23 protein-coding genes are annotated in these 26,257 nt (G+C 44.8%); 16 read left to right on the top strand and 7 right to left on the bottom strand.

The features are described from left to right. The first annotated feature begins 44 nt into the window (after nucleotides 1-44). From HNP76_RS08475 to HNP76_RS08455, 5 genes are read left to right on the top strand one after another with little or no spacing between them, the layout of a single operon-like run. Nucleotides 45-581 carry a DUF1850 domain-containing protein gene (locus HNP76_RS08475; RefSeq protein WP_184659465.1) on the top strand — a complete coding sequence of 179 codons (537 nt, stop codon included), beginning with the start codon at nucleotides 45-47 and terminating at the stop codon, nucleotides 579-581. Beyond that, entirely contained in the window at nucleotides 578-2,641 is a 2,064-nt protein-coding gene (locus HNP76_RS08470) for a TRAP transporter permease (RefSeq protein ID WP_206173043.1), read from the top strand. The genes HNP76_RS08475 and HNP76_RS08470 overlap by 4 nt, the downstream gene beginning before the upstream one ends. A 38-nt stretch (nucleotides 2,642-2,679) precedes the next feature. After that, nucleotides 2,680-3,756: a polyprenyl synthetase family protein gene (locus tag HNP76_RS08465; protein ID WP_184659463.1), complete on the top strand. Its 1,077-nt coding sequence runs from the start codon at nucleotides 2,680-2,682 to the stop codon at nucleotides 3,754-3,756. Between the two features lie 13 nt (nucleotides 3,757-3,769). Beyond that, on the top strand, nucleotides 3,770-4,324 hold the full coding sequence (locus HNP76_RS08460; protein WP_184659460.1) for a tetratricopeptide repeat protein: 555 nt from the start codon (nucleotides 3,770-3,772) through the stop codon (nucleotides 4,322-4,324). Next, nucleotides 4,317-4,730, top strand: coding sequence for a hypothetical protein (locus tag HNP76_RS08455; RefSeq protein ID WP_184659458.1), 414 nt, complete (start codon nucleotides 4,317-4,319; stop codon nucleotides 4,728-4,730). Before HNP76_RS08460 ends, HNP76_RS08455 begins: the two co-directional genes overlap by 8 nt. 57 nt (nucleotides 4,731-4,787) lie before the next feature. On the opposite strand, the gene HNP76_RS08450 is transcribed toward HNP76_RS08455, so the two are convergent. After that, nucleotides 4,788-5,195, bottom strand: coding sequence for a hypothetical protein (locus HNP76_RS08450; RefSeq protein ID WP_184659456.1), 408 nt, complete (start codon nucleotides 5,193-5,195; stop codon nucleotides 4,788-4,790). Nucleotides 5,196-5,266: 71 nt separating this feature from the next. Here HNP76_RS08450 and HNP76_RS08445 point away from each other — a divergent pair, with 71 nt between their 5' ends. After that, nucleotides 5,267-6,961, top strand: coding sequence for a hypothetical protein (locus HNP76_RS08445; RefSeq protein ID WP_184659454.1), 1,695 nt, complete (start codon nucleotides 5,267-5,269; stop codon nucleotides 6,959-6,961). An 8-nt stretch (nucleotides 6,962-6,969) separates the two neighbouring features. Here HNP76_RS08445 and HNP76_RS08440 read toward each other — a convergent pair whose 3' ends face one another. Continuing rightward, nucleotides 6,970-7,542, bottom strand: a complete 573-nt coding sequence (locus HNP76_RS08440; RefSeq protein WP_184659452.1) for an MBL fold metallo-hydrolase — start codon at nucleotides 7,540-7,542, stop codon at nucleotides 6,970-6,972. Continuing rightward, nucleotides 7,539-8,225: a pentapeptide repeat-containing protein gene (locus HNP76_RS08435; protein ID WP_184659450.1), complete on the bottom strand. Its 687-nt coding sequence runs from the start codon at nucleotides 8,223-8,225 to the stop codon at nucleotides 7,539-7,541. The genes HNP76_RS08440 and HNP76_RS08435 overlap by 4 nt, the downstream gene beginning before the upstream one ends. Nucleotides 8,226-8,303: 78 nt before the next feature. On the opposite strand from HNP76_RS08435, the gene murI reads away from it, so the two are divergent. From murI to deoD, 6 genes are read left to right on the top strand one after another with little or no spacing between them, the layout of a single operon-like run. Next, nucleotides 8,304-9,134 carry a glutamate racemase gene (gene murI / locus HNP76_RS08430; protein WP_184659448.1) on the top strand — a complete coding sequence of 277 codons (831 nt, stop codon included), beginning with the start codon at nucleotides 8,304-8,306 and terminating at the stop codon, nucleotides 9,132-9,134. Nucleotides 9,135-9,142: 8 nt separating this feature from the next. Continuing rightward, the gene (locus HNP76_RS08425; RefSeq protein ID WP_184659446.1) at nucleotides 9,143-10,207 is read left to right on the top strand and encodes a mannose-1-phosphate guanylyltransferase; all 1,065 of its coding nucleotides are present in this window, start codon (nucleotides 9,143-9,145) and stop codon (nucleotides 10,205-10,207) included. Nucleotides 10,208-10,234: 27 nt separating this feature from the next. After that, nucleotides 10,235-11,863, top strand: coding sequence for a 4-alpha-glucanotransferase (gene malQ / locus HNP76_RS08420; protein ID WP_184659445.1), 1,629 nt, complete (start codon nucleotides 10,235-10,237; stop codon nucleotides 11,861-11,863). After that, the gene (locus HNP76_RS08415) at nucleotides 11,853-12,413 is read left to right on the top strand and encodes a chromate transporter (RefSeq protein ID WP_184659443.1); all 561 of its coding nucleotides are present in this window, start codon (nucleotides 11,853-11,855) and stop codon (nucleotides 12,411-12,413) included. Before malQ ends, HNP76_RS08415 begins: the two co-directional genes overlap by 11 nt. After that, a complete protein-coding gene (locus tag HNP76_RS08410; protein WP_184659441.1) occupies nucleotides 12,410-13,030 on the top strand; it encodes a chromate transporter in 621 nt (206 codons plus the stop codon). The genes HNP76_RS08415 and HNP76_RS08410 overlap by 4 nt, the downstream gene beginning before the upstream one ends. A gap of 41 nt (nucleotides 13,031-13,071) precedes the next feature. Next, complete coding sequence (gene deoD, locus HNP76_RS08405) at nucleotides 13,072-13,782, top strand: purine-nucleoside phosphorylase (protein WP_184659439.1); 711 nt, start codon at nucleotides 13,072-13,074, stop codon at nucleotides 13,780-13,782. A 32-nt stretch (nucleotides 13,783-13,814) separates the two neighbouring features. Here the strand turns inward: deoD and asd are convergent, their stop codons facing one another. Further along, nucleotides 13,815-14,912 carry an aspartate-semialdehyde dehydrogenase gene (gene asd, locus HNP76_RS08400; protein ID WP_184659437.1) on the bottom strand — a complete coding sequence of 366 codons (1,098 nt, stop codon included), beginning with the start codon at nucleotides 14,910-14,912 and terminating at the stop codon, nucleotides 13,815-13,817. A 28-nt stretch (nucleotides 14,913-14,940) separates the two neighbouring features. Beyond that, nucleotides 14,941-15,855 carry a 4-hydroxy-tetrahydrodipicolinate synthase gene (gene dapA, locus HNP76_RS08395; RefSeq protein WP_184659435.1) on the bottom strand — a complete coding sequence of 305 codons (915 nt, stop codon included), beginning with the start codon at nucleotides 15,853-15,855 and terminating at the stop codon, nucleotides 14,941-14,943. Nucleotides 15,856-16,090: 235 nt separating this feature from the next. Between dapA and HNP76_RS08390 the strand changes: the two genes are divergently transcribed. The 4 genes from HNP76_RS08390 to bioA are packed head-to-tail and all read left to right on the top strand — an operon-like array spanning nucleotide 16,091 to nucleotide 19,888. Then, complete coding sequence (locus HNP76_RS08390) at nucleotides 16,091-16,840, top strand: 6-carboxyhexanoate--CoA ligase (protein WP_246462616.1); 750 nt, start codon at nucleotides 16,091-16,093, stop codon at nucleotides 16,838-16,840. Next, complete coding sequence (gene bioD / locus HNP76_RS08385) at nucleotides 16,837-17,529, top strand: dethiobiotin synthase (RefSeq protein ID WP_184659433.1); 693 nt, start codon at nucleotides 16,837-16,839, stop codon at nucleotides 17,527-17,529. Before HNP76_RS08390 ends, bioD begins: the two co-directional genes overlap by 4 nt. Then, entirely contained in the window at nucleotides 17,526-18,707 is a 1,182-nt protein-coding gene (locus tag HNP76_RS08380) for an aminotransferase class I/II-fold pyridoxal phosphate-dependent enzyme (RefSeq protein WP_184659431.1), read from the top strand. The genes bioD and HNP76_RS08380 overlap by 4 nt, the downstream gene beginning before the upstream one ends. Beyond that, entirely contained in the window at nucleotides 18,704-19,888 is a 1,185-nt protein-coding gene (bioA, locus tag HNP76_RS08375; protein WP_184659430.1) for an adenosylmethionine--8-amino-7-oxononanoate transaminase, read from the top strand. Before HNP76_RS08380 ends, bioA begins: the two co-directional genes overlap by 4 nt. Before the next feature lie 34 nt (nucleotides 19,889-19,922). Here the strand turns inward: bioA and HNP76_RS08370 are convergent, their stop codons facing one another. Further along, nucleotides 19,923-24,029, bottom strand: a complete 4,107-nt coding sequence (locus HNP76_RS08370) for an InlB B-repeat-containing protein (protein WP_184659428.1) — start codon at nucleotides 24,027-24,029, stop codon at nucleotides 19,923-19,925. A 60-nt stretch (nucleotides 24,030-24,089) separates the two neighbouring features. Next, entirely contained in the window at nucleotides 24,090-25,970 is a 1,881-nt protein-coding gene (locus HNP76_RS08365; protein ID WP_184659426.1) for a hypothetical protein, read from the bottom strand. Nucleotides 25,971-26,257: the final 287 nt, after the last annotated feature.

Here is a 26,257-nt window from a genome sequence, read left to right as displayed (position 1 = left end):
TCACTAAGCAACTACGGGGCTACACGGCGGGGCGGCGTTAAATTATGAAAAAAATAATTTTTTTGGCTGTATTCGCACTTCTGGTTTTAAATCTTCCATTAGTGCGGGTACTGTCAATTTCAAATCGAAAGAACTTTTCAGAAAGAATTTTTTCGCGCAGCGGGGCCGATTCAGGCTTCGTAATCAGCTATACGCATTCTGTAAATAAAGGGCGTGTGCATGATTTTTATCTTCCGGCAAGTGACGGCGGTCTGGAACTTTTTATGACGGAATTCGTTTCTTACGGAGCCGGAATTCCTGAGCCTTACGATACTTGCGGAGCAGAATTCCACTGCACTGACAAAGGATATGTAATCAGCGGCTTAAACAGGCGCCTGCCCAATCTTGTAATGGCTGTTGGCGTAATTGCCGAACATTCCATTGCCTTTGGAAAAGATGCGATGGAAGGCATGTCTTTTAATGAGCAAAACGAATTTTTCCTGAAAGATTTTTTCAAAGCCCAGACGAGCCTTGTTTTTGAGATCAAAGGGGTTTCGATTTTAAATTATTTAATTACAAAAAAGATTGGAGGACAAAAATGAGTGACGAGATTGAAAATACCAAGGAAAGCCCTCTTGTAGAAAGTTTGCTTCCTACTACAAACGAAGACGAGATGAAGAATCTCATGCAGAATCTGGACAGGGAACAGGCTTACCGTGAGCATAAGTGCTGGCGCCAGTACATCACGGTTCTTGTTTCAATCGCTTTTTGTATTTTTCAGCTTTATGCCACATTGAGCGGCCGTATTCCAGCCCAGATTGTCAGGGCCAGCCACCTTGCTTTCGTGCAGTTCCTTGCATTCCTGCTTTTTCCTGCCGCAAAGTCCATGCCCAAAGATACCCTTCCTCTTTATGATGTAGTCCTTGCCTTTATCGGAGCGGGCTGCTGGTCTTATTACATCGTCAATTTTGAGCAGATTGTCCGCCGTGCCGGTGCCTACACACCTCTTGATATTGCAGTCGGTATCGTCGGAATCATCATTTTGTTTGAAAGTTGCCGCCGAATCGTCGGTCTGCCGATTATGATTATCGCCGGTTCCTTCATTCTTTATGCTTTTATCGGAAAATATCTTCCTGGCTTCCTCAATCACCGCGGTTACAAGCTTACCCGAGTCGTAAGCCACTTGTATTACACCACCGAGGGAATCATGGGCACTCCAATCGGAGCATGTTCAACCTTTATCTTCTTATTTATTCTTTTCGGTGCCTTTCTTGAAAAAACTGGAATCGGCCAGTTCTTCATTGACTCTTGTAATGCCATCGCTGGCGGTGCAAGCGGCGGTCCTGCAAAAGTAGCCGTCCTTTCTTCTGCACTTCTGGGTACAGTTTCCGGCTCTTCTGTTTCAAACACTGTCGGTTCAGGCTCATTCACAATCCCGATGATGAAGCGTCTGGGCTACCGGGGAGAATTTGCCGGTGCTGTTGAGGCTGCGGCTTCTACCGGCGGTCAGCTCATGCCTCCTATTATGGGTGCGGCTGCCTTTTTGATGGCAGAAAGCGTAGGTCTTCCTTACATCACTGTAGTTAAGGCTGCGATTATCCCAGCTTTGCTTTATTTTGCAGGAATCTTCATCACGGTTCACCTTGAGGCCCACAAACTCGGTCTCAAAGGTCTTCCAAAAGAAGATATCCCTCGCTTCCTTCCTCTTTTCCTTTCTCGCGGTTACATGATTCTTCCTCTGGCTGTAATCATTTTCTTCCTCTGCTCTGGAAAAACTGCGACATATTCAGCCCTCATGGGAATTATTTCAATTATCGTGATTGCAATCGCCGTTTCTTTTGTTGACGTTGCCAAGGGAAATAAACCCCGCTTTACGCTTCATGATTTGGTTCAGGTTCTTTGTGCGGCAGCCCGCGGAATTATCAGCGTTGCGATTGCCTGTGGAATGGCAGGAATCATCATTGGTGTAGTAACTTTGACTGGCCTGGGCTTAAAGCTCGGTGCAGGTCTTGTCGTTCTTGCCCACGGTAAGCTTTTCATCACCCTTCTTCTCACAATGATTTCTTCTATTATATTGGGAATGGGTGCGCCAACAACAGCAAACTATTTGATTACTTCGACAATCACTGCTGGTGCAATCGTAAACTGTGTTTATGGTCAGGTATCTCCTACTCCGGAGCAGCTTTTGCCAGCCCACATGTTCGCGTTCTATTTCGGAATCATCGCCGACGTTACGCCTCCTGTAGCTCTTGCCGCAATTGCCGGAGCCGCAATCGCAAAAGCCCGCCCTATGCGTACGGCTGTCAACGCGACCAAGCTGGCAATCGGAGCTTTTATCGTTCCATACATGTTCATTTACAATCCGGCAATGCTCATGATTGGTGCAAATGCCCTTTCAATCCTTGGAATCACGGTAACTGCCTTGCTCGGCATGTTCGGAATTTCAGTCGGTCTTGAAGGTTACGCTTTTGCCCGCACGGGATTCTTGAATAACTTCAATGTCTCTGAAAAAGTGAAAAAATCCATGTCTGCCCTTGAGCGACTCTGCTTCCTTGCAGCGGGCTTGTGTTGTATTGACCCTCATCCGGCAACAGACATTTTCGGCGTGATTCTGCTCGGCATTTTGATTGCAATGCAGATTTTCCGCCGCAGGAAAAACTAGCTTTTGCTTTTAGCACAATTTTGTGCTATACTTATAGTATGAACAAAGAATTTTCTGAACGCCTTCAAAAAATTGAGGGCGTTTTAAATACATATCTTCCCCACCAGGTTAATGATGACTGGCGCTCACTTTCTTTTGGAGCAATTGATTCCTGTGTCAGCCAGTCTCATCTTTCAAACCTGCTTGACCCCTGCAAAAGTCTCATTGACTTGGGCGGAAAAAGATGGCGGCCTTTACTCCTTGTCCTCTGTGCGGAACTTGCTTCTTCAAAAAAATCAGAGGCTGAGAAAAAAACTTCCCTTGAAAATGCCTACAATATCACGCCTCTCGTAGAATTTGCCCACACAGCAAGTTTGATTCACGACGATATCGAAGATTGTGCCGACACCCGCCGGGGAAAGCCAGCTGCCCACATCAGTTACGGCCTTGATGTCGCCCTGAATGCGGGTTCATGGCTTTATTTTGAGGCAAGCACCTGCATTAAAAATCTTAAAATTTCTGATTCAGAAAAGCTTCGTCTTTATGAGCTTTTCCTGCTGGAACTCCGCCGCCTGCATTTAGGTCAGGCCATGGACATCCTCTGGCACCGAAATCCTGATTTAATTCCTTCCGTCGCAGAGTACACGGCAATGGTCCGAAACAAAACCGGCACACTTTCCCGCCTTGCCGTCAAGCTTGGTGTTCTTGCCGGTGGAGCAGAGCCGGAGCTGATTGAAAAGGCCGGAAGCTATGCCCAGGACGTCGGCACCGGTTTTCAGATTATCGATGACGTAATCAATCTCACGACCGGAAATCCCGGCAAAAAGCGCGGTGATGACATCGTTGAGGGCAAAAAAAGTCTTCCTGTCCTCATTCATCTGGAAAAATCTCCTGACGATGCGGCTAAACTGGCTTCTCTCTTTTCACAGGCCAGGGCTGAGGGGATTGATTCACCTGCCGTTGAAGATGCAATTTCAATCCTCAGTCAGAGCGGGGCTGTCGAAGAAGCTAAAAATCAGGGCAAAAAAATCATCAGCGAGAATGCAAATGCACTTGCAGGACTTTTCGGCGATTCCCAGTCAAAGGCTGCTCTTCTCATAAAAGAGCTTTTCGATTTGCTTCAGAGCAAGGCCTGATCCGGGGGCTGTTATGGTAGAGAATGTAGCAACACTGAACACTCAGGCTATTGAGTTTGCAGAACACGGTCAGTATTTCGAGGCTATTGCCTGTCTCAAGCGTGCGATTTCGATTGAGCGCTTCAATCATCTTCTCTGGTACAATCTGGGAATCACTTACCGTGACGCCGGCAACTTGACTGATGCCAAGCAGGCTCTTTTGCGGGCCCACGAAATCGCTGACGATGACGATGAAATCCTTGAAACTCTGGCACTTGTTTGCTTCAATCAGGGCTGTAACGAGGAAGCAATGGCTTACTGCCTTGAAGGACTGGCAAAAAACAGTCAGAATGCCCATATCTGGAACACAGTCGGTGTAATTTACTTCAATCAGAATGATTTTCCCATGGCCTGCGAGGCTTTTGAAAACGCCGTTACAATCAATTCCTACTACTACGACGCGCTTTTCAATCTTCGCGACACTTACGATGAGCTGGGGAACAAAGCCGGCTATCAGATGTGCGTCGAGCAGATGAAGAACATTCAGCTGGGTGAGAACGATTTTAAGAACGAGGGAAGTGATGCGTGATTTTGCTATCGTCAAGGCAATTGACGGTCAAAAAATCGAAGTTGTCTCTCTGATTTCAGATGCCTGCCTGGCCTGCAATAACATTCACTGCGCAAAGGACGGCAAGAGCTTTCAGGTGCTCAACAAAAAAAATCTTCCCCTGCAGGAAAACAACATAATCCGTATTGGCTTTCCCCGCATTTTGACCGGAATTCTGGGTTTGATTTCCCTTTTCTTCCCGATTGCAAGCAGCGTGGCTGGTTTTTTACTGACTCCATATTTTTCAAGGCGCTTTGAATTTGACGTCACTCCTTCAAGCCAGGCCTGCATGGTGGGCATTTTCTTTGTGCTGGCAGCCTTTATCGTCTTTGCCATAAGCCGCACCGACATTCATGTCAAGCAGCCCGAAGTCCTTCAGGTGATGTAAATTTATTGATTCAAGTTTTTCAGAAAACTCTGACCGGAAGCTCAAACTTCTTCTTGTTTATAAAATCTTTACCCACTTTTCGCGGCTTACTTTCCATTCAAGCCCCTTTTCACTTTCCTGGCTTTTCATTTCAACAATCCTGAAGGGGCTGATTTTTGTGAATGGAATATCGAAGCGGATTTGATGCTTGTTTTCTTCGCTGCTTTCGCACAGTTCCAGGTAGCCTTTTGCTTCTTTTCCGTTGATTTCAAGAGCGACCGAAAGACAGATTTTCTTTTCTTCTATATAAAAGCCTTGAACATCACTTTTTGTGATTTTGTCGTTAAGGCCCTTTAATTCCTTGCATTTAAGGCAGATAGGGTAGAGGGGCAGAACCGAGTCACCTTCCTGGCAAAGTTCCTTTTGAATTTTTCTGAGTAAAATGAGCTGATTGGGATTAGGAAAAATTACGATTTGACTTTTCAATTTTAAATTTTCCACTTTCAATTGTCTTTAATATGATAGTTTAAATTTATTTTTTGTGATAGATTTAAGATATGATTTTTCGTGATTTTTCAAAAAAAGCGATTTCTCTTCTATGTGCCTGCATAATCCCCCTTCTTTTTTCATGCAGCCATAAATCTTCCTTTGTTCTCGATATTCCTGATTTTTATCCTTCTGAGGTCCTTGAATCTTCTTCCCGGGGTGTAAGATATTTTGCCTTCACTTCTGATCAGAGGGGAGCGATTGAGAATTTTTTTGATGCCAACGGCGACGCCTCTCTTTTGATTCAGCTCACCCCTTTAAAAGTCCGCACTTCAAGCCTTGATATTCAGGGTACCCTTTCTTTCGGATTTTTCTACGATTATCATGAGAAGAGCGAAGAAGTCAATTCTCTTCCGGTAGTTACGGATCATCTTCAAAAATACAACGGCTCTTCTTTTGCCCTCGCTTTCTGTTTTGAAAAGAACAAGCAGGTTCCCCAGGGATTTTTCATAAAGTCGGCTTCAAAGATTTCTGTTGATTCTGCCCAGATTACCCGGGCCTTTGTCGGCCATGATTTTTCCGGTGACCTTCCTCTCTTTGCTTTTGCACCAAACGGCGGAGTCAATAACGGAACTGACGATTTCCGGGGTGCTTCCCTTGCTTTCAATTCAATCAACACCCGCGAGGGCCTCATGCCAAAAATCACCGTAAAATTCCGGGACACAAGCGGCAGTCAGAAACTGGCTTTTGGCGGTGAAGTCCTTTACATCAGGCGTAACGAGGAGCCGGTGGAAATCCCAACCGCAGCCCTCAAAACTCCTTTCTCGGTTGTGACATATCCTGACGAGGAACAGTATCCCTGGTCAGTCCTGCTTACGGCTTCGGACAACAATCTGCTCACTTTTGCTCACGGCCGCAAGAACGTCCTGGTTCCGATTAAAGTTGATCCCGGCCTGATTATGAAATGGTCCCGCAACACCTGGCGGGGCAATGACTACGAGCTTTTTGAGTGGGACAGGTTTCCGGGAGTCCTCTTTTTTGACATTTCGACTTATGCAGTTCAGGATGATTTTTTCCGCCGCCTTGCTTTCTTTGTAGAAAAGGCAGGTTTCAGGGGTCGCCTTCTTTCTGATTCGGAACTGAACGGCAAGCACGGCTACAATGCACATGACTACAAGGCTGATGATCTGGCAAGATTTTTTGAAAAGGCCAGAATCGAGGACTTCCCCCTTAACGAAAAGGAACTTTTGCTCAAGGAAATCCTTGCTTACAACGGCGTGATTCAGATTGCTGAGTCTGGTCAGGTAATGGCAGGTAGCGGGGCTGTAATTTCGATTTCCCAGGAATCGCCTGATTATCTCCGCACCACTTTCATCGCCCACGAAGGCTGGCACGGCATCTTCTTCATTGACGAAGAATTCCGCAATACCGTGGCTTCGATTTACTACACGATTGACCCTCAGACTCTGGCTTACCTAAGGCGCTATTTCCAGGTCACTCCAAGCCTCAATTATGATGTCAATGACGATTATCTTATGAAAAACGAATTCATGGCCTACATGCTTCAAAGGCCTGTTACAGTCACGGCCTCATATTTCGTGGACATGGCAAAGAGGGAACATTCCCAGCAGCTTGCAAAACGCGAGGCTGATTATATAATCGAGACCGGAGCCAGCGGATTTGACGGAGCCGCCCGCCTGCTCGATGAATACGTTAGCGACCGCTGGAATTTAAATGCCGGCCGGGTCTGGCTTATTTCCCGCTAGAAGCAGCTTTACATTAAAGCCTGTGCGCTCAAATCGAGATTGAATTCTTTTTCGGCACCAACTGAAGTCATTGGGCCATGGCCCGGCATGATTACTGTGTCGTCATTCAGCGACAGGATTTTTGATGTTATTCCCTTGCACAGGTGTTTTTTGGTGTAAGAGCATGAGCTTGAGCCGATTGTGCCCGCAAAAATTACGTCGCCTGTAAAGAGAACGCTGCCGATTTTGTAGACCATTGAATCCGCACTGTGGCCAGGCAGCGAAAAATATTCTACATTGAGGCCTGCAATCTTTTTGACACCCTCGTCTTTTAAAATATTCATTCCGCTTGCAAGTTCGTTATCAGCCGCATAAACCGTAAAATCATAAATCTTACGCAGGGTTTTTAGTCCCCGGTAATGATTTGTGTGCTTGTGGGTGATTAAAACCGCAACGAGATTGTATTTATCCTGCTCGATCTGGGCAATTAAGGCATTTGAAATTTTGCAGGGGTCGATAATCAAAGCCTCTTTTGTGACTTCATTTACAACGAGATAGCAGTTTGTGAGCTTTGCAAAGTCGAGGTGATGATAGATTTTCATAAGCTAGGCCCCTTCTGAACGCCCTGAGGTACGTCGAGTTCCCGAAGACCTGTAAACAAGGCGCTTCCACGTTTGTCGAAAATTGCCGCATTGGTGTTTGACTGGCGGAAAGAAACGTTTTGCTGGGTGATTTCGTAAAAAACAGTTTCCTTGATGTTGCAGTTGCGGAAAGAAGTGTCAATCAGTTTGGCGTTGATGAAATATGAGCTGTATAAGTCTGAGTCGTCAAAGGAAGACTGGAAGGATGAGATGCCGCAGAAATTATTCTGAACCATGTCACTTCCCGTGAAAATTACATGACTGAATTTGGCGCCTGCGTATGAAGAAAAGAGGACGTTGCTTTTCAAAAAGTTGCAGTCTGCGAAAACGGAATATGAAAAATTGGTAAGCCTTATCCTCATGCCTGAAGTTTTAATTCCGGAAAAAAGGCAGTTTGAAAAATCACAGCCATAAAAACGCTTGTTTGTGAGGTCGATGTTGGCGAAAGTGAGGCCGCTGGCATTGAGTCCTACGATTTTGTCATGACTTTCTATGTATGAATAAATTTTTTTTTGCAGGGCATCTTTGTCAGCTGTGTGGGCATAACAAAAATCAGCACTTTCGATAAGATTGCCGTTATTGTCGATGTCAGAAACAGCAAAGTGAGCGCACCCGGGCTCCCTGCATCTTGAAAATGAATACATATAAATATTGTAGCGTAAAATCTGCTATAAAAAAAGGGTGTCATTGCAAGATTTAGCATAAAAGATTAAAATATATCTATGAATGATTCCGTGGACTTTGCCTTCCTTGACAGTGGAACAGGCGGAATTCCATATATGCTTTCTCTTCACGAAAAATTGCCGTCCGCAAGGTGCGTATATCTCGGCGACACGGAGCATTTTCCTTATGGCGAAAAGTCCGGCCAGCAAGTAACGGATTGTGCTTCAGAGGCAATCCAGAAGATAATTGATTTATGGAAGCCCCGGGCAATTGTTGTGGCATGCAATACGATTTCCGTCACGGCCCTGGATTCCCTGCGCCATCGCTTTACAAATCTTCCTATAATAGGCACTGTTCCTGCAATCAAAGTGGCAGCCTCTGTCACCAAAAATAAAAAAATCGGTCTTCTGGCAACTACGGCAACCGTGAATCATCCCTATTGCAAAAAGCTCGTCCAGGAATTTGCAGAAGACTGTCAGGTCTTTAACCGGGCCGATCCCAAACTGATTGATTTCATCGAAAAAAATTATTTCAAGGCGAGCGAAGAAGAAAGACTCGAAGCCGTAAAGGAAGCGGCTAATTTTTTCAAGAAAAACGGATGTGACGCGGTGATTTTGGGCTGCACCCATTTTACCCACATCGCCCAGGAAATGAGAAAGGCCTGCGGCAGTGGAATTACCGTGGTCGACAGTCGTGACGGAGTTGCAAATCAGGCAATCCGGAAAATTCACGAAGAAAAGGAAGCCTCTTGCCCATCAGACAGGGTCGGAGAGGGCAAATCTTCTATTAAAAATCTCACTTTCTTTGTCACAAAGGCTGATGAAAGGGAGATAGCTGAATACAAGACTCTCTGCGAGAATGTAAAAATTCCGTGGGGAGGCGTAATATAGGAGCAATTATGAAAACTTATGGCGTTATTATGGCAGGTGGCGGTGGAACAAGATTCTGGCCGCTTTCAAGACAGGCTAGGCCTAAGCAGCTTCTCAATTTGAGCGGCAAGGATTTAATGGTAAACGAAGCCATTGACCGCCTTTCAAAAACCGCTGACAAGGACGATATTTTCATCGTTACAAATAAAACTCAGGTTGCAAAAATGCTTGAGGCTACAAATGGCCGCATTCATAAAAATCATATCCTCTCGGAGCCAAGTGCCCGAAACACAGCCGCCTGTATCGGTTATGCCGCAATGGAAATCATCAAAAAGTACGGCGACGGAATCATGGTAATCACTCCGAGTGACGCTTACATCAAAAATGAGGCAGAATTCACCCGAATTTTGGGAATTGCAGTAAAGGCTGCCGAAGAAAAGGACGCCCTGGTCACTGTTGGAATCACGCCGACTTTTGCCGCAACCGGCTACGGCTACATCAAATTCCAGAAATCAGGCGAAAATGTCCTTAAAGTTCTCGAATTCAAGGAAAAGCCTGACCAGGCAACCGCCCAGAAATATGTAGACAGCGGTGAATACGCATGGAACAGCGGAATGTTCATCTGGAAGGCAAGTACAATCCTTAAAAATTTCGAGCGCTTCCTGCCTGACATCTATGCTGACCTTCAGAAAATCGGCAATGCCATGAATACGGCCGACGAACTCAAAGTGATTGAAGCGCTTTATCCTAAGATTACCAGCATTTCAATTGACTACGGTATCATGGAAAAGGCTGATGATGTCTATGTCGTTCCCGGAGAATTCGGCTGGAACGATGTCGGAAGTTTTGACATGATGGGAGTCCTGCACGAAGCTGATTCAAATGGCAACATCAGCATCGGAGATCAAATCAATGTTGACTCAAAAAACTGCATCACATATTCAAGTGGCCGCCTCGTAGCGACAATTGGTCTTGATAATGTGGTTGTAATTGAAACTCCTGACGCCATTCTTGTCTGTGACAAAAATAAAGTTCAGGATGTAAAGAAAGTGGTCGAGCAGCTCAAGGCAGCCGGCCGGACAGAGTTATTGTAAAATGTGTTATGGATTAAGGAGAGTTATATGAGAAAAGCTGGAATTTTAATGCATCCGACTAGTTTACCGGGAAGTGCCGGGATTGGCACCTTCGGAAAGTCGGCTTTTGCTTTTGTTGATTTTTTGGAAAAGGCCGGAATGAAAATCTGGCAGCTTTTACCGCTTGGCCCTACAGGCTACGGTGACAGCCCTTATCAGTCATTTTCTACTTTTGCCCTCAATCCTCTTCTTATTGATTTTGAAGATTTAGTCGCTCGTGGCTGGGCAAGTCCAAAACTGACAAAAAAGCCTTCCTATATAAAGACTAAGGGCGACGTTGATTTTGGCTCTGTCGTCTGGTGGAAAAGCCATGCCCTCAAAGAAATTGCAAAATATTTCCTTGAGCTGATTACAAATCCTGATGTCTCTGCTTCTGATAATTTTGATCCAAACACAAAGATGGAATTCTTCACCTTCTGCCGTGAAAATCAGTACTGGCTGCGCGATTATGCGGCTTTCATGAGCATCAAGTCTTTCTACGATGCAAAGGCTGCAAAACAGGCCGAAGAAGAAAAATGCGCCGTAAACGGAACCTGGAACGTCTACTGGGAGAAAAATCTTTCAAAGCACGATGAAAAGGCCGTCGAAAAATGGATTAACGAGCATACCGAGGACTTTTTACAGACCGAAGTAATTCAGTTCTTTGCGGCAAAACAGTGGGCTTGCGTTCACGAATATGCCCGCTCAAAGGGGATTGAGATTGTCGGCGATGTTCCGATTTTTGTTGCCGCAGATTCAAGCGACGTCTGGGCTAACCAAAAATTATTCCAGATTGGAAAAGACGGCAAATTTACCGGCGTGGCTGGTGTTCCGCCTGATTATTTCTCTGCCACAGGTCAGCTTTGGGGAAATCCTCTTTATGACTGGAAGGCCATGAAAAAAGACGGTTACGCATGGTGGATTGCCCGCGTTAAAAAAATGCTTTCTTTGGTCGACTATGTCAGAATCGATCATTTCCGTGGATTTGAGTCATACTGGTCTGTTCCGTTCGGAAGCCTTACAGCTGAGACAGGAAAATGGGAGAAGGGCCCTGGAATCGAGCTTTTCGATGCTATTAAAAAAGAGCTGGGCGAGCTTCCGCTGATTGCCGAGGATTTGGGAATCATCACTGAAGAAGTCCGTGCCCTTCGTGACGAGGCAAAACTTCCAGGCATGAAAGTTCTTCAGTTTGCCTTCGACAAGAATGAATGGAAGGCCGGCGGCCTCAAAAACGTCTTCCTGCCCCACAATTATGAGGCGACAAATTGCGTGGCTTATACAGGCACTCACGACAATGACACTTCACAGGGCCTCTTTGAGTCTCTTGATGACGAAAGCCTTGTTTTGATTGCAGATTATCTTACTGGCGAGAAAAATACTGTTGAAGGTGCAAAAAAACTAGTAAGGAGCAAAAAACTTACAAAAATGTTCGTAAAATCTGCTCTTTCAAGCATTGCTGACATAGCCGTAATTCCTCTTCAGGACGTCTACTGCATCGGAACAAATGCCAGAATGAATACTCCAAGCACAAGCGGCAAAAACTGGGCCTGGCGGGCAGACAAAAGTCTTATTGAGGGAGCTAAGGCTGAAAAAGCGGCCCAATGGCTTAAAAACTTGAGCGTACTCTATGCAAGATAAAAAACTGAAAATCTTATGGGAACTTTTTTCGGTCTTTTTTAAGGTCGGAATCTGTACTTTTGGCGGTGGAATTGCCATGCTTCCGATTCTAGAGCGGGAGCTTAGCGAAAAACGCGGCTGGGTGACTGGCGATGAACTTCTGGATTATTTTGCCATAGGGCAGAGCACTCCGGGAATCATCGCGGTCAATGTCGCCACTTTCGTCGGCTATAAAAAGGCCGGTCTTCTTGGCGGCTGCATCGCAACTTTCGGTATGGTCTTTCCTTCGATCATCATCATCACGCTGATTGCAAAATTCATTTCGAATTTCAGTGAAATTACCTGGGTAAAAAAGGCCCTCACTGGAATCAACGTCGCAGTTGCGGCAATCCTTACAAACGCCGTCTACACTTTCTCAAAAAAATCCGTTAAAAACCTCTTCGGATTTATTCTTCTCGTCCTTTCCTTCGTGCTGATTTTTATTTTCAAGGTCAGTACTGTTTATATAATTTTCGGAAGCGCAATCCTTGGCGTGATTATAGCTGCCTGCCGCGGGGAGTTTAGAAAATGATAGATTTTATGATTTCTCAGATTCAGGACCAGAGTGGAATCGGACTTTTCTGCCTCATTGCAGTTTTCTTTTACGTCGGCCTGATTACAATCGGCGGCGGTCAGGTTGCAATCACCGTCATGCAGCAGGTTCTTGTAGACCAGTTCCACCTGATTGACGACGCCTTTTTCTTCAACATGGTCGCGATTTCTGAAAGTACGCCGGGCCCGATTGGAATCAATATTGCCACTTACATCGGAACTGAGCTCTACGGTGTCTGGGGCGGATTTTTCTCAACTCTGGGCGAAGTCCTTCCTTCCCTGATTTGTATCGTTCTGATTGCAAAATTCTTCGGAAGCTTTGCAGAAAAGAAGGGCGTAAAGGCTGCCTTTTCAACCCTCCGTCCTGCCGTTTCCGGGGTAATCGCCGTTGCAGCCGCAAGAATCATTATAATTGCGCTTTTTGTCGTCCGCGAGGGATTTTTGCTTTCTTCTCCTTCGACCTGGAACGAAAACCTTCAGATTTACGGAGTCAGCGCGATTTTCTATTGCCTCTGTCTTTCGGTTTTATTCAGGACCAAGATTCATCCGGTCTTTCTGGTTGCGGCTGGGGCTCTTTTCGGCGCCATTTTCTGTTGATTTTTACTCGCTTTTTAAGGAAAGCATGCTATAATTAAAGCATGAGTACACATATCAACGCGCCAGAGGGCGCAATCGCTCCAAATGTCTTGCTTCCGGGCGACCCTTTGCGGGCAAAATTCATCGCAGAAAATTTTCTTGAGAATGCCAAGTGCTACAATGAAGTACGCGGCATGTTCGGCTTTACCGGCACTTACAAGGGTGTTCCTGTAAGCGTTCAGGGAACAGGCATGGGACAGCCTTCGCTTTCAATCTATGCAACCGAGCTTTTTAAGTTCTACAATGTACAGACTGCAATCCGCGTTGGCACTTGTGGCGCTGTCAGCGAAAAAACTCAGCTCCGCGACACAATCCTCGTCAATTCAGCATGTTCTGATTCCTGCCTGCTCAACCAGCGCTTTGGCAACATGCACTTTGCTCCAACGGCTTCATTCGAGCTTGTAAAGGCTGCTGACAAGGTTGCCGGAGAAATGGGAATCCGCTACTGCGTCGGTTCTGTGGCTTCAAGTGACTTTTTCTACGATAAAAATGAAAACTGGAAGAAGTGGGCTGAATACGGCGTTCTTGGAATCGAAATGGAAAGTGCAGAGCTTTTCACTCTCGCCGCTGAATACAAAAGGCGGGCCATGGCAATCATGACTGTAAGCGACCACATCCTGCTCGGAGGCGCCACAACAGCCGAAGAAAGACAAACGACCTTCACCAACATGATGAAAGTCGCTCTTGAAACGATTGTTGCTGTCAACAAGTAAAAAAATGTCGGGCTCTAGCCCGACATTTTTTTTTAGTCAAAGAAGCCCTTAGCTTTCAAGAGCTCTGCGTTCAAGATGCCGCCCAATGCTGCACCACGTTTTGTGTTGTGGCTCAGGGCTACGAACTTGATGTCGAATACGTTGCACTTGCGGAGTCGGCCGAGAACACATGCCATGCCTTTTTCTGTGTCACGGTCACGGTTTGGCTGCGGACGGTTCTCTTCTTCGCGGTAAACGATAGGATGCTCCGGTGCACTTGGCAATTTGAGCTCCTGTGGAAGAGACTTGAAGTTTTCCCATACTTTGAGGACTTCCTCAAGGCTTGGCTTTTTGTCTTCCGGCAAGTCGAACTCAAGGTTTACGCTTGCTGTGTGTCCGTCGATTACAGGAACGCGTGTACATGTTGAAGAAACAATCGGACCTGCCGCATTCTCAATCTTTCCGTCTTTAACGCTTCCCAAAATCTTGAGACATTCTTTTTCAGTCTTTTCTTCCTCACCGCCGATATATGGAACGATGTTGTCAATCATGTCGAATGATGGAACGCCCGGGTAACCAGCGCCAGAAACTGCCTGCAAAGTTGTAACGATCATGCGCTTAACAGGATAGCCTGCCTGCTGCAAAGCGTAGAGAGGCATCATGTATGTCTGCAAAGAGCAGTTTGGTTTTACTGCAACGAAGCCCTTGTCCCAGCCATGATGTTTTTTCTGCTCAGCGATTACATCGAGATGTGAGTAGTTGATTTCAGGGATGAGCATTGGAACGTCTTCTGTCCAGCGGTTTGCGCTTGCGTTAGAAACGACCGGGATTCCTTCTGCTGCATAAGCTGCTTCCAAAGCTTTGATTTCGTCCTTTCCCATTTCGAGAGCTGAGAAAACGAAACGGCACTTGCCGAGAGCGGCTTTCGGATCGTTTGCGTCCTGAACGATCAAATCTTTTACGTCGCAAGGAATGTTTGCGCCGATGAGCCAGCGGTTAGCGACAGCCTCTTTGTAAGCCTTTCCTGCTGAGCGAGGGCTAGCTGCAACATAAGTTACCTTGAACCACGGATGATCTTCCAAAAGCTTAATATAGCGCTGGCCAACCATACCAGTTGCGCCCAAAACACCAACATTAATCTTGTCTGCCATAATAATTTCTCCTGCTTTTTTACATGGATTACAAATCACACTCTTTGAGTGCTTTTTCGATTACTTTCTTTGCATCGTCTGTTACGTCAACCAAAGGCAGACGGCAAGGACCTGCTGCCATTCCCTTGACGTTCATTGCGTATTTGATTGAAGTCGGGTTACCGTCAACGAAAGCTGCCTTGAAGAACGGTGCCAGGCGGTAGTGAATCTTGCGAGCTGCCGCGATGTCTCCGTCCAAAGCTTTGTTTGCAAGCTCTGCCACAATTGCAGGAGCGAGATTTGAAACAACGGAAATGATTCCGTCTCCGCCCATTGCAATCAACGGCAAAGTGAGGCCGTCGTCACCGCTCAAAACGGCGAAATCAGGCTTCTTTGACTTAATCTGTGCGATAACGTCCATCATCTGATTGATGTTGCCGCTTGCTTCCTTGACACCAACGATGTTCGGCAATTCGGCAATTCGAGCCAAAGTGTCGGTCGTGATGTTAGTGCCTGTTCGGCCCTGAATATTATAAACAACGATAGGAATTCCTACCTTTGAAACTGCCTCAAAGTGGCGGAAAATGCCTTCTTTTGATGGTTTGTTGTAGTATGGAGTGACGACCAGTGCTGCGTCTGCCCCAGCTTTTTTTGCGCGCTCGCAGTATTTGACTGCATCTTTAGTGTTGTTGCTTCCCGCTCCGAGAACGACTGGAATTTTTTTGCCAGATTTTTTCTCGAATGATTTGACTTCTTCCATGACAATCTCAATGAGTTTGTCTTCTTCTGAGCCTGGAGTCTCGTCCAATGTGGGAGTTTCAGCTGTAGTTCCGAGCGGAACAAGACCGTCAATGCCCTGCTCAAGCTGGAAGATAACATTCTTTCTGAAACCTTCGTAATCCACCGAACCATCTTGGTTCATCGGTGTGATCATAGCTGTAAATGCACCGCGCAATTTAACCATTTTTGAACCTCGTTTTCTTAGGTAAAAGTGAGAATATTTTAATAAAAAACTGTGATTTAGACAATTGTTAATTCAAATATTGTTAGTTCAAATATGGAATATGAAAAATCGCATGAAGCATAGTTAGTCAACAAATTAGAATCGTATGAATTATAAATGTAAACCAAAAATATAGTTTATAAGTTGACAATTCCCTTTCATCTTCCTATAATTTAAAAAAATCTTAGGGGCAACTGTGTTCAGCATAAAAATGCGCTCAAGTCTGGGCGGAAAAAACGGTGTCGGCGGAAAGCATATTTCAGGAGCCGAGCGGATTGTAAAATCTTGTGATGTAGAAAAAACAGTTTCATCTCTTTTGGAGAGGGCAAGGAATCACGAGCGGGGAAAGGCAGATTTCATCAACATAAAAGTTCAGGAAGTAAACGAAAACGAGGCTGTCAGAGTTCCGCTTTTAAAAATCACTTCAAAAAAAACTTCATCAAAATCAGAAGGAAGGTCTTTTGCAAAGTCCGAGCTTTTAAGAATCGGTGTCTCAGAAACCGCCGTAAAAAATGCCTTTGAGGCCCTTGAAAGCCTTTCCGACTCCATGCGGGGAGCAATTGTCCTTGATGCAGATTCTGGCGAACGGCTCGACAGCTTTGGAATGAGGGGTGTGCGCTGCTCAAACATGGATGTTGCCGACAAAGACGAATACGAAAAAAAACTTTCCGAGCTGAATATGGCAGGCGAACATGCGCGTGAAGCTCTTGTTTTGGCTTCAAAAGTGGTGAACGCAAAAGGTGCTGTTGCAGAGCTTTGCTGGTCAGACGATCCGAATTATGTTACAGGCTATGTCGCTTCTCCAAAATTCGGCTACACAAGAATTTCTGTCATGAAGGATTTGGGAGATTATGTCGGCGGCCGTGTCTTTTTTGTGCGCCTTCCGATTGATTTGGATTCTTACATTGACTATTTACAAAATCAAGTTGTGCTGGTGGAAGTATGAGCAAGAATTTATTCATCACAGGAACAGGAACTGATATTGGAAAAACCTTTGTCTCAGCCCTGATTGTAAAAAAACTTTCCGAAAAAGCAAAATCCGGCTACTTCAAGGCAGCCATGAGCGGAAACGAACGTGAAAGCGACGGATCTTTGATTCCGGGCGACGCAAAATTCGTAAAAGAAAAGGCAAAAATCGGCCAGGGGCTTGAATCAATGTGCCCCTTTGTCTACGAAAATGCTTATTCTCCTCACCTGGCATCCAGAATCGAAGGAAATCCCGTGAATCTTGATGTCGTAAAAAAGAATTTTCTTTCTTTGCAGAATCAGTTTGATTTTCTTACGGTTGAAGGAAGCGGCGGAATCTTGTGCCCGATTGATTTTGATAAAAGTGGCAGCCGAAAAACAATTTTTCTTGAAGACATAATTTCTTCCCTCAATCTGAACTCCATAATCGTTGCGGATGCGGGGCTTGGAACGATAAATTCCCTTGTCCTCACAGTCCGCTACATGGAATCAAAAAATCTCGGAATCAAAGGAATGATTTTCAATCACTTCCATCCCGGAAACATAATGGAAGAAGACAACATCTTCATGTGCGAAAGGCTCACCGGGCTAAAAACTTTGGCTTGCGTGAAGGCTGGGGAGCAAAATCTCGACATCGACTTTGAAACTTTAAGTGGGCTTTACAAATGAAAATCTCTGAAATCAAAAATGCGCTCGATTTAATAGAAGAAAACAAAAATCTCCGCAAGGTGAAAGACTTTCGCATGCTTTCGGCGACAAAGGCTGTGGACGAAAACAATAAAGAATACACCGTTTTTTCTTCAAACAACTATCTTGGCCTTACCCACGAAAAAAGCGTGATTGAAGCGGGAAAGTCTGCCCTTGCCTTTGGAAGTAGCTCCACCGGCTCGCGTCTTACAAGCGGCTCTTCATTTGAGCTTTCACTTCTTGAGAAAAATCTTGCGGATTTTAAAGGATGCGAAGATGCCCTTGTTTTTAACACCGGTTACATGACAAATCTGGGCGTTTTATATGCCCTTGCCGACAAAAAAAGCGTGATTTTTTCTGACCAGCTGAACCATGCTTCGATTATCGACGGATGCAGAATCAGCGGGGCAAAAGTTCTGGTCTACAGGCACAACGACATGAATGACCTTGAAAGACTTCTGGCGGGGCTAGGAATCCCGGATAGCTTTCAGATTTTTGTCGTCTCTGACGGGGTTTTCAGCATGGACGGTGATATTGTGAACCTTCCGGCCCTTCTTGAATTAAAAGCAAAATACAATTTCTGCCTGATTATTGACGATGCCCATGCGCTTGGAGTAATCGGCGAAAAAGGTCACGGAACTGCCGAATATTACGGACTTGACGGAAAATCGTGCGGAATTGACATTCAGATTGGAACTTTGAGCAAGGCTCTGGCGGCAGAGGGAGGCTATGCGGCTTCTTCAAAACTAATCTGCGACTATCTTAGAAATAAATCCCGTCCCTTTATCTTTTCAACGGCACTTCCTCCATCGGTGGCAGCATCCGCAAACGAAGCCTTAAATCTTTTGAAAACGAACGGAAAATCTCTGGTCGAAAAACTGAACTTCAACACAAGGCTCATGCGAAATCTTCTTGAAGATGCGGGCCTTCCGCTTGTCAAAGGCACAACGCCGATAATTCCGATTGTTCTTGGAGAAACAGAAAAAGCCCTGCTTTTTTCCAGCGAGTGCCTCAAAAACGGAATCCTTCTTTCTGCAATCAGACCGCCTTCGGTGCCGGAGGGAACTTCAAGAATCCGCCTTACAGTCACGGCTGCACATTCAGAAAAAGAAATCAGAGACTGCGCAAAAATAATTTCAGAACTTTGGAGAAAACTATGATTTGGTATCCTTACGCCCAGATGAAAACCCTCAAAACGCCTTACAAAGTCATTGATGCCCAGGGCGTTTATTTACAGACTCAGGACAAAAAACTGATTGACTCGATTTCCTCATGGTGGTGCATGATTCACGGCTACAAAAATCCTGAGCTGAACGAGGCTATGAAAGAGCAGATTGACAGGTTTTCCCACTGTATGCTTGCCGGGCTCGCTCACGAAAGCGTGGAAAAACTCTCTGAAAAACTTGAATCTTATCTTCCCGGCGACCTTAACTACTACTTTTTTTCTGATTCAGGAAGCGTGGGCGTGGAAGTTGCCCTCAAAATGGCATTTCAGTTCAACAAAAACCGCGGCTCTAAGCGAAAGAAAATCTTCTCTCTCAAAAATGCCTATCACGGAGACACATTCATGACCATGGCCGTGGGCGATGACGAAGACTATCACGCGGCCTTTCCAAAAAATCCCGATGTGATTCACATTCCGACCAACATCGAAGACCTTGAAAAGACTTTTTTTGCTTTCGGCGAAGACGCAATCTGCTTTATCGTGGAGCCGCTTTTACAGGGAGCGGGCGGATTCCGCATGTACGACATTTCATTTTTGAAAAAAGCCCGCGAACTGTGCGACAAATACGATGTTGTGCTGATTTTTGACGAAGTTGCCACAGGTTTTGGACGCACAGGAAACCGCTTCGTCTCGGATTTGGTTTTGCCGGACATCCTTGTTCTTGGAAAAGCCCTCACAGGCGGCTACATCGGCCACGCCCTCACTGCGACAAACAAAAAGATTTTTGACGGATTTTACGGAGACGAGCAGAGTCTTGCTTTCATGCACGGCCCGACCTTCATGGGGAACCCGATAGCCTGTTCCCTTGCATTAAAATCAATCGAAATCTTTGAGCGGGAAAATTACATCCAGAAAATCAAAAAAATAGAAGAAATTGCAAAAAGGGAACTCCTGGGCTTTGAAGATGAGCGCATAAAAGAAATCCGCGTGATGGGTGGCTGTTTCTGCATTGAAGTAAAGGAAAGCCAGACAATCAAAGGCTTTACGGAATTCGCCTATGGGCGCGGAGTTTTTGCCCGGCCCTTCGTCCGCTACATTTACGGAATGGTTCCTTACATCATAACGGAAGAAGAGCTGGTCAAAATCACGGACACGATGAAAGCCTGGTTCAGGTGAGTTTCATGCCTAAAGCTTTAATTGTGCCTTAGATTTATTCATCCCACCAGCGGAGAGCGAAGTACATTCTTACATGACCGTCATCCGTATCATTTCTCTCAATGGTAGATTCAAAAGGCGTTTCATTCCATGAAATATAATGGTCGTGATTTCCAACATTGTGATTTGCCCAATATACTCTCCATTTGTCGGAGTTCTTGTCGTACTCATATGATACAGTAACAGTACCAAGGTCATCATCTGACGAAGAGTGGTCGTACTCGTAGAAATGAAAATTCATTTTGAAGCTATAATTTTTGGTGCGGTCGTAAGTTCCTGTAAATTTCTTCATGCAAGCTCCGTATAATTCTGGCCGTGTGTCTCGGTGCATTTCAGTTTTGCCGAAACAATAAAAGTCATCCTTTCCAATTCTGAATGTAGGTGTGTCAGAATTTCCAGACATAGAAATATCACCGACTTTTAGCTGGTCATCTCCAGAATCGGCTTTCACATAATACTGAGGACTATAACCACCGTCACGGCTCTTAACATTTTCCATATATTGCGCGTAGAAAGTGAGAGTACCTGTTTTTGATTTTGCCGTCGTCAACTCTTTTGTGGCAAGAACGGTGGACGTGAATGATTCAGATTTGCCACTGTGTGCATATGCGAACAAGAAGAATGTGTATTTTGTGCTTTGTTTTAAGCCTGAAAGTTTATAACGTCCGCTCGAAAGAGTGTCAGCATCAAGAGCCAGGAAAAATTCTTCCTTATCTTTTATGTCTTTTATGGATTTTTCTGACTGCGCTATGTTTGCCAGCGTGAGATTTTTCGATTTGACAGAGTCTTTTATGCCACACAGAATGTAACCACCGTCCGCTGACTTCGCTCGTTCATCTGCGTAGGAATTCCATGTGAATGTCAGGTCGTCCTCTGCAAACTGAGGAATTGTTACGGCAAAATTTTTCATCGTACGGAAAACTGATTTTAACGTAATCGTGTATTCTTTTGTCGTAACTTCATCAGGGGCTGTGCAAAGTATATAGATACGGTTCGTTCCCACATCCAGTGGAACTGACTTCTCTTCTGTCTTCATGGGAATTGTGGTCGTTTTGTCGAAATCCTGGTAAGGACCGCCAGAATTAAGGCTGTATTTGATTGTGGAGAATGCGAGTTTTGGCTGAATGTCGAGCCAGACATATTCATTGCAACCTTCGATAGTATAATTCCCGTTTGAATCGAATGAGAAAGTTGTGAAGCCTTCGTTCGCATTGATTTTTGAGAACTTGCATGTTCCCAGACTTGTGTCGTTTTTTTGTTTTGGAACGAGCGGGTCTTCATCGCGTTCGCCGGTGGTCGTTGAGAAGTCCAAAAGTCCATCGCCGTCCGTGTCGGGCAAAATAGGGCTCGTGTGCACTTTGAAGTTCTCAGAATACTTAGAATTAAGCCCGATTCCGCTCTTGTACCAGCCGTAGATTTCCTCATAGTCGCTCAGTCCGTCACCGTCATCGTCAGTTTTGTCGTCGCTGGTTCCGTAGATTTGTTCTTCGCGCAAAGGAACCCCGTCGCCGTCTTTGTCCACGCTGTAGAAGATAGAAATTTCATCCCCGGCGCTCACTTTTATGTCTTCGAAAGACCAGCCTTCATCAATGCTTTGCGTGTACGGGGCGTACATAGCTTGATATCGCTGACCGTTCTCCGTGTATTTGTGCAGAATAAACCATGAGCCGTCTGTGTAAGAGCCGTTTGCTATTTGGTTCTGTATGCCAAAGAATTTGTCAAGACAACCGTTTTCGTTCAGAGTGTAGTCCTTTCCTTTTTCATAGTGAAGTATGGTATGGAAAATGTAATCCAGGCTCGGCTTTGTGTAGAGTTCGTCTATGCTCATCGCCCCGGTGTTGTACTGATTTTTTACTGATGCGTTGAAAGTTCTTGCCGCTCGTCCGCTTGTGGCACCCCAGTCAATGTAAATGGCAGCCGTTTTCGCTTTGACTTCGGTAAGCGCCTCCGTGAAATCATTTGCATTCTTGCCATCTTTCTGCAAGGTGATTTTGTAGCCTGAAACTTCAATTTCAAATCCTGTTGACCATTTTAAAAGTTCCTCTGTCTGTGCAATCCCCAAATCGGCAATAAGCTCAAATTCTCCGCTTTCACTTCGAGGCTCAATTGTAAACGCTTTTTCGCTCGAAAGGGTGAGGTTCTTTACGAAAATGCGTGAAGCGGCATTGTTGTTCGGTATGCGGTACAATGCTACGATGACATTGTTCACCGTGTATGCAATATTGCTTGGGTTCTTGAATTTTACGGGAATGGTGACTACTCCGCCGCTTACGCTCTTGTTTTTGGAACTTGATGTAGATTTTCCGTTGCTCCAGCTTTTTGACCAGCCCTCGCTTGCTGATTTTGAATAGGTGTAGCTGTCACCGTTTGCGACATTTCCGCTGTATGCTGTCTTAAAGCTTCCGGTTGTCACATTTTTGTAGTGTATGCCTGCGCCCCCTTTTCCCCATTCGTGTGAGATGCTGATGCCGAGTTCCGTGCTCCACGCGTGCGTTTCATTGTGAGTCTTTGTATTTGAGTTTGTTGATGATTCGCTTCCGGTTACTCCGTCGTTTATGGTCTGGCTTTCGGTTACGCTGTCAGTGTTCGAAATCGTATATTTGTAGGCGATGCCAGGCTTTCTGGTCATCTTGATTTCCAGCTGTGGAGTGTCTGCTATGAGCGGATTGAATGAATTGTAGTCAGCGTTGTAAAGGCCGTTCACTTCAAGACTGTCACTCCAACCGTCGCCGTCTGTGTCTGAATTTGCAGGGTCTGTGAAGTATTTGTTAATTTCATCCCAGTCGCTGAGTCCGTCGCCATCAGTATCGGTGGTATCTGATTCGCTATGTGGATTGATTTTTGCGACGCTCCAGATGGCATAGAGAGTGATGTTGTTTTCTGTTACGCAGATTGCTCCGCCATCAGAATATTCGGCTTTGGTTGCTTTTGAGTCTCTTGCCCAGCCCAAAAATCGCCCTTTGTTGTTGCTTAGTCCAAGTGAAGATGCCGAAAGAAGATTGGTTTCCACTCCTTTCATAACGGATTGTTCTGTTTTACTGATTTTTGCATCCGTTGCGTTTGTGTCAAAAATAATTTTTGTGTTTTCGAACCAGCGGGCATAGAATATTTTGTTTCCTGTGCTTCCGTCTGGAAGTTCTGTCACAGCATTTCCACTAAATTCGGCGTTGTCATACCAGCCTCCGAATGTACAGTTTGCCTTTGAGATGATTGTCGCCGTCTCGCTGTTTTGCGGAAGAATGATTGTTGCAGATTGCCGCGTGTAGTTGCCAGCTGTCGTAAGACCGTTTGCAAATGCACCTCCGTTCAAGTTGTAATGAATCGTGAAAAGACTACCCATCGTATCAACGACACATTCGCTTGTGCTCGTCTTTCTGTTTACGATTGAGCAGTATTCGCGGTAAGTGCCACGGAGCAGTTTTTTTTCGGTGTCCGCATAAAATTTGAAGATTAAGAGATAGTTCCCGCTGGACACGTTATTTTTAGTGTAGACGGATTTTCCTCCTTCTTCTATAGTAAGTTTTTGATCTGCATAGCCAGGAATTGAGACTCCTTCAAGAGAATACAAGCCGCCTGTAACGAGACCAATTCCTTCGTCATTAAAGAGAACTGATACGCTTAAATTTCCCCTTCCGTAAGGTTCTGAGTTGTCAAAAACTTCGAGCTTCGGTGTAAATTTCAGATTATTTGGCCCGACTTTGATAGTGTATGTTTTTTCTTCCCTGAAAATCATGTTGTCGCTTACAGCAACAAGGGTAAAAGTGTATTTCCCTGCCATAAATGGAAGCTCTGCCTTTTCCATTTCAGAGACACTTTCCCAGGAGCCGACAAGCGTGACTTCACTAGAATCTTTGCCCGTGCTTCCAGCTGCATTATAAGAAAGATTGATATATGAGATTTCTTCAAGCTCTACTTGTGGTAGGGCAGTGCGAACAGCTTCCTTGTCAATGCCAACTTTGAGCGTAACACGTTCTCCCGTTTGGTTTGAAGCTGGTTTTTCGGGAACGTTTTCTTCTTCTCGCTCAATTATGTTTGAACATCCGGCAAAAACTGAAAGTGCCACAAAAAATGTTGTTATTTCAAAAAATCGTTTAATTTTCATGTTGTCCTCCTTAAAAACTCCGCGTTAGCGGCGTTGTCGCTCACGCGTATGTGCAGTTCCTTATTGCACCACAAGACTTGTCTGGGCAGAAGCGCTTATAATATCGATGTGGTCCTGGGTTCCTTGAATATAGATCCGAACTTTGCAGAAAATCTGGTATGCATCTTTTCCGAACTTTGAAGTGTCGATTATGAGCTCATTATTATCGTTCGTTGTGACTCCGTTCCAAGAAAGGGCTGCGTTGTTATCGATGAGCCATGTGTATTCATATTCATAAATATCTTCCGTAAAGCTAAGAACCGGTGTGATAGTTGTAATTCCGTCTTTGTTAGTTTTTTTGAGTGTGAGACCGATCGCTTCAAGTTCCTGGATTACGCTGTTTCCTTTTGCTTTCTTGCCGATGTTTTCTTCTGCAACGGTAATTACAAGCGGCTTGCTTTCCCTCACGTAGCCCGCACATCCTGGTGTTCCGTTTGCTCTTTTTCTTATGTAAAGTTTTTCGCCTGTTTTTGCAGCAAACTCATTTTCTGGGAAATCTCTGTAAGTAGCCCCTCCGTTGAATGAGATTTCAAGATTTTTGTTGATTGTCGTGAATTCAACTTTTCCGATTTCGATTGAGCTTGTCTCTGTCGAAAGTTGTGGGAGCTCTGCTTCTGTGAGTGTGAATTGTACATTTGCAAAAACTGACTGCACTGAATCATAAAAATTATTTTTAGAGGAGGTTAACAGAAAATCTTTTGCTTCCCCGGCCGTGTACTCATTTTTTTCGCTCAATTCAGAGATTTCTGCCCAGTCAAAATCGCTTGCGCTGTATGTGTTCCCAAGCTCATCGGTCAGAGTTCCTTTGATTTTGGTCGTGTCGAATTTTTGACCTTTGGAAAGGATGTCGTCATAGTAAAGTTCTGCTGTTTTTACGCAGTGAAAAACAGGGTATGTCTCAGAAATGATTTCATGCGTATTTCCTTCAAAAGTCTGGCTTATTTTTACGCGCAATGTTTTTCCGAGAACTGTAGCCTCATTTTCTTTTGTGAGCGAGAATGATTTTCCGTATGCTCCAGGAATATCAGTGAAATTAGGTTCATCAGTATACTCAGTGTTGTCAGAAATTTGCCACTGGTAGTCGACAATTCCGCCCGCAGTTTCAATATCAGTTGTCAGGGTACTTGGCTCTTCTGCGAAAAGTCTCACCTCAAATTTTCCATAATTGTTTACGATGTTTGCGCAGTTTGCAAGTACATCTTTTTTGCAGTTTAGTACCACATATCCAGAACTTGCCAGATTTTCCGCGTCCTTTGGAGCGTTCGGTGTTATCTGAAAATGAACTTCGATTGTTTTTCCGATGTTATTGCTGTCAGAAAGAAAGTCCATCATGTCAGAGAAATTCCATGTTGAGGTGTCTGTACTTGTTATTTCTGTTCTTGTCTCTTTTGTTTCATATCCTTTGGTCAGTAAGATTTTGAACCATATTTTTGTCGTGACCTTGCTTTCATCGTAATTTTTGAGCATAAATTCCGGCTGTATAAAATTTTTTGCTCCGCCAATAAAAACGTTCTGTTCGTCTGTGCAAGAAAGTCTAAGCTCTTCTTTGGGCCAATATGCAATTTCAGTTTGCGTTCCATTGTAGCCTTCCGAAGAAATGTTCACGTCATATGTGGAACCGCCCTTTATTCCGTCGTGAAAAGGCTCAACAAGCACGACTTCAATTTTTTTATCTGCCACTATAGCTTTTTCTGTTTTTCCGTTGCATTCCAGAGTGACTTCTGCTCCATCTTCTGCCGTGATGTCCGCCGTGAGCGAGCGTGAAACAGAATTGAACAGGACATTCGACACGGAAAGTTCTTTTTCATCCCCTTTTGAATCGGAAATCTGGCTGCTGCAAGAAATAGTCGCAATCGCAATGAAAATAAGCGTTGCAACTGCGGTAATTGCCTGTTTTTTCATGGAAAATACCTCCTGAATGTGATGTACGACATAAAACTGCTGTTTAGTATAAAAAATCCCATGCTGTCTTCGGTGAGAATAAAGACCACTGAAGCCAACATGGGCAATTTTTGCGAGATATTGTGATATAGAACTTTTTATTAAATTTTTCGGGGCAAACTTCATCCATATAGCCCGAAGAATTGTATGGGCGAACAAGAGTTTGCTAAATGATTCTGTGAAAAAAAAGTGTTTTTCAAAATTTTTCCAATACATGAAACTATTATAAAACAGTTTTTTGATTATTT

The organism is Treponema ruminis, from assembly GCF_014201975.1.
Taxonomy (GTDB): domain Bacteria; phylum Spirochaetota; class Spirochaetia; order Treponematales; family Treponemataceae; genus Treponema_D; species Treponema_D ruminis.
This window is presented reverse-complemented; position numbering and strand designations above follow the sequence as displayed.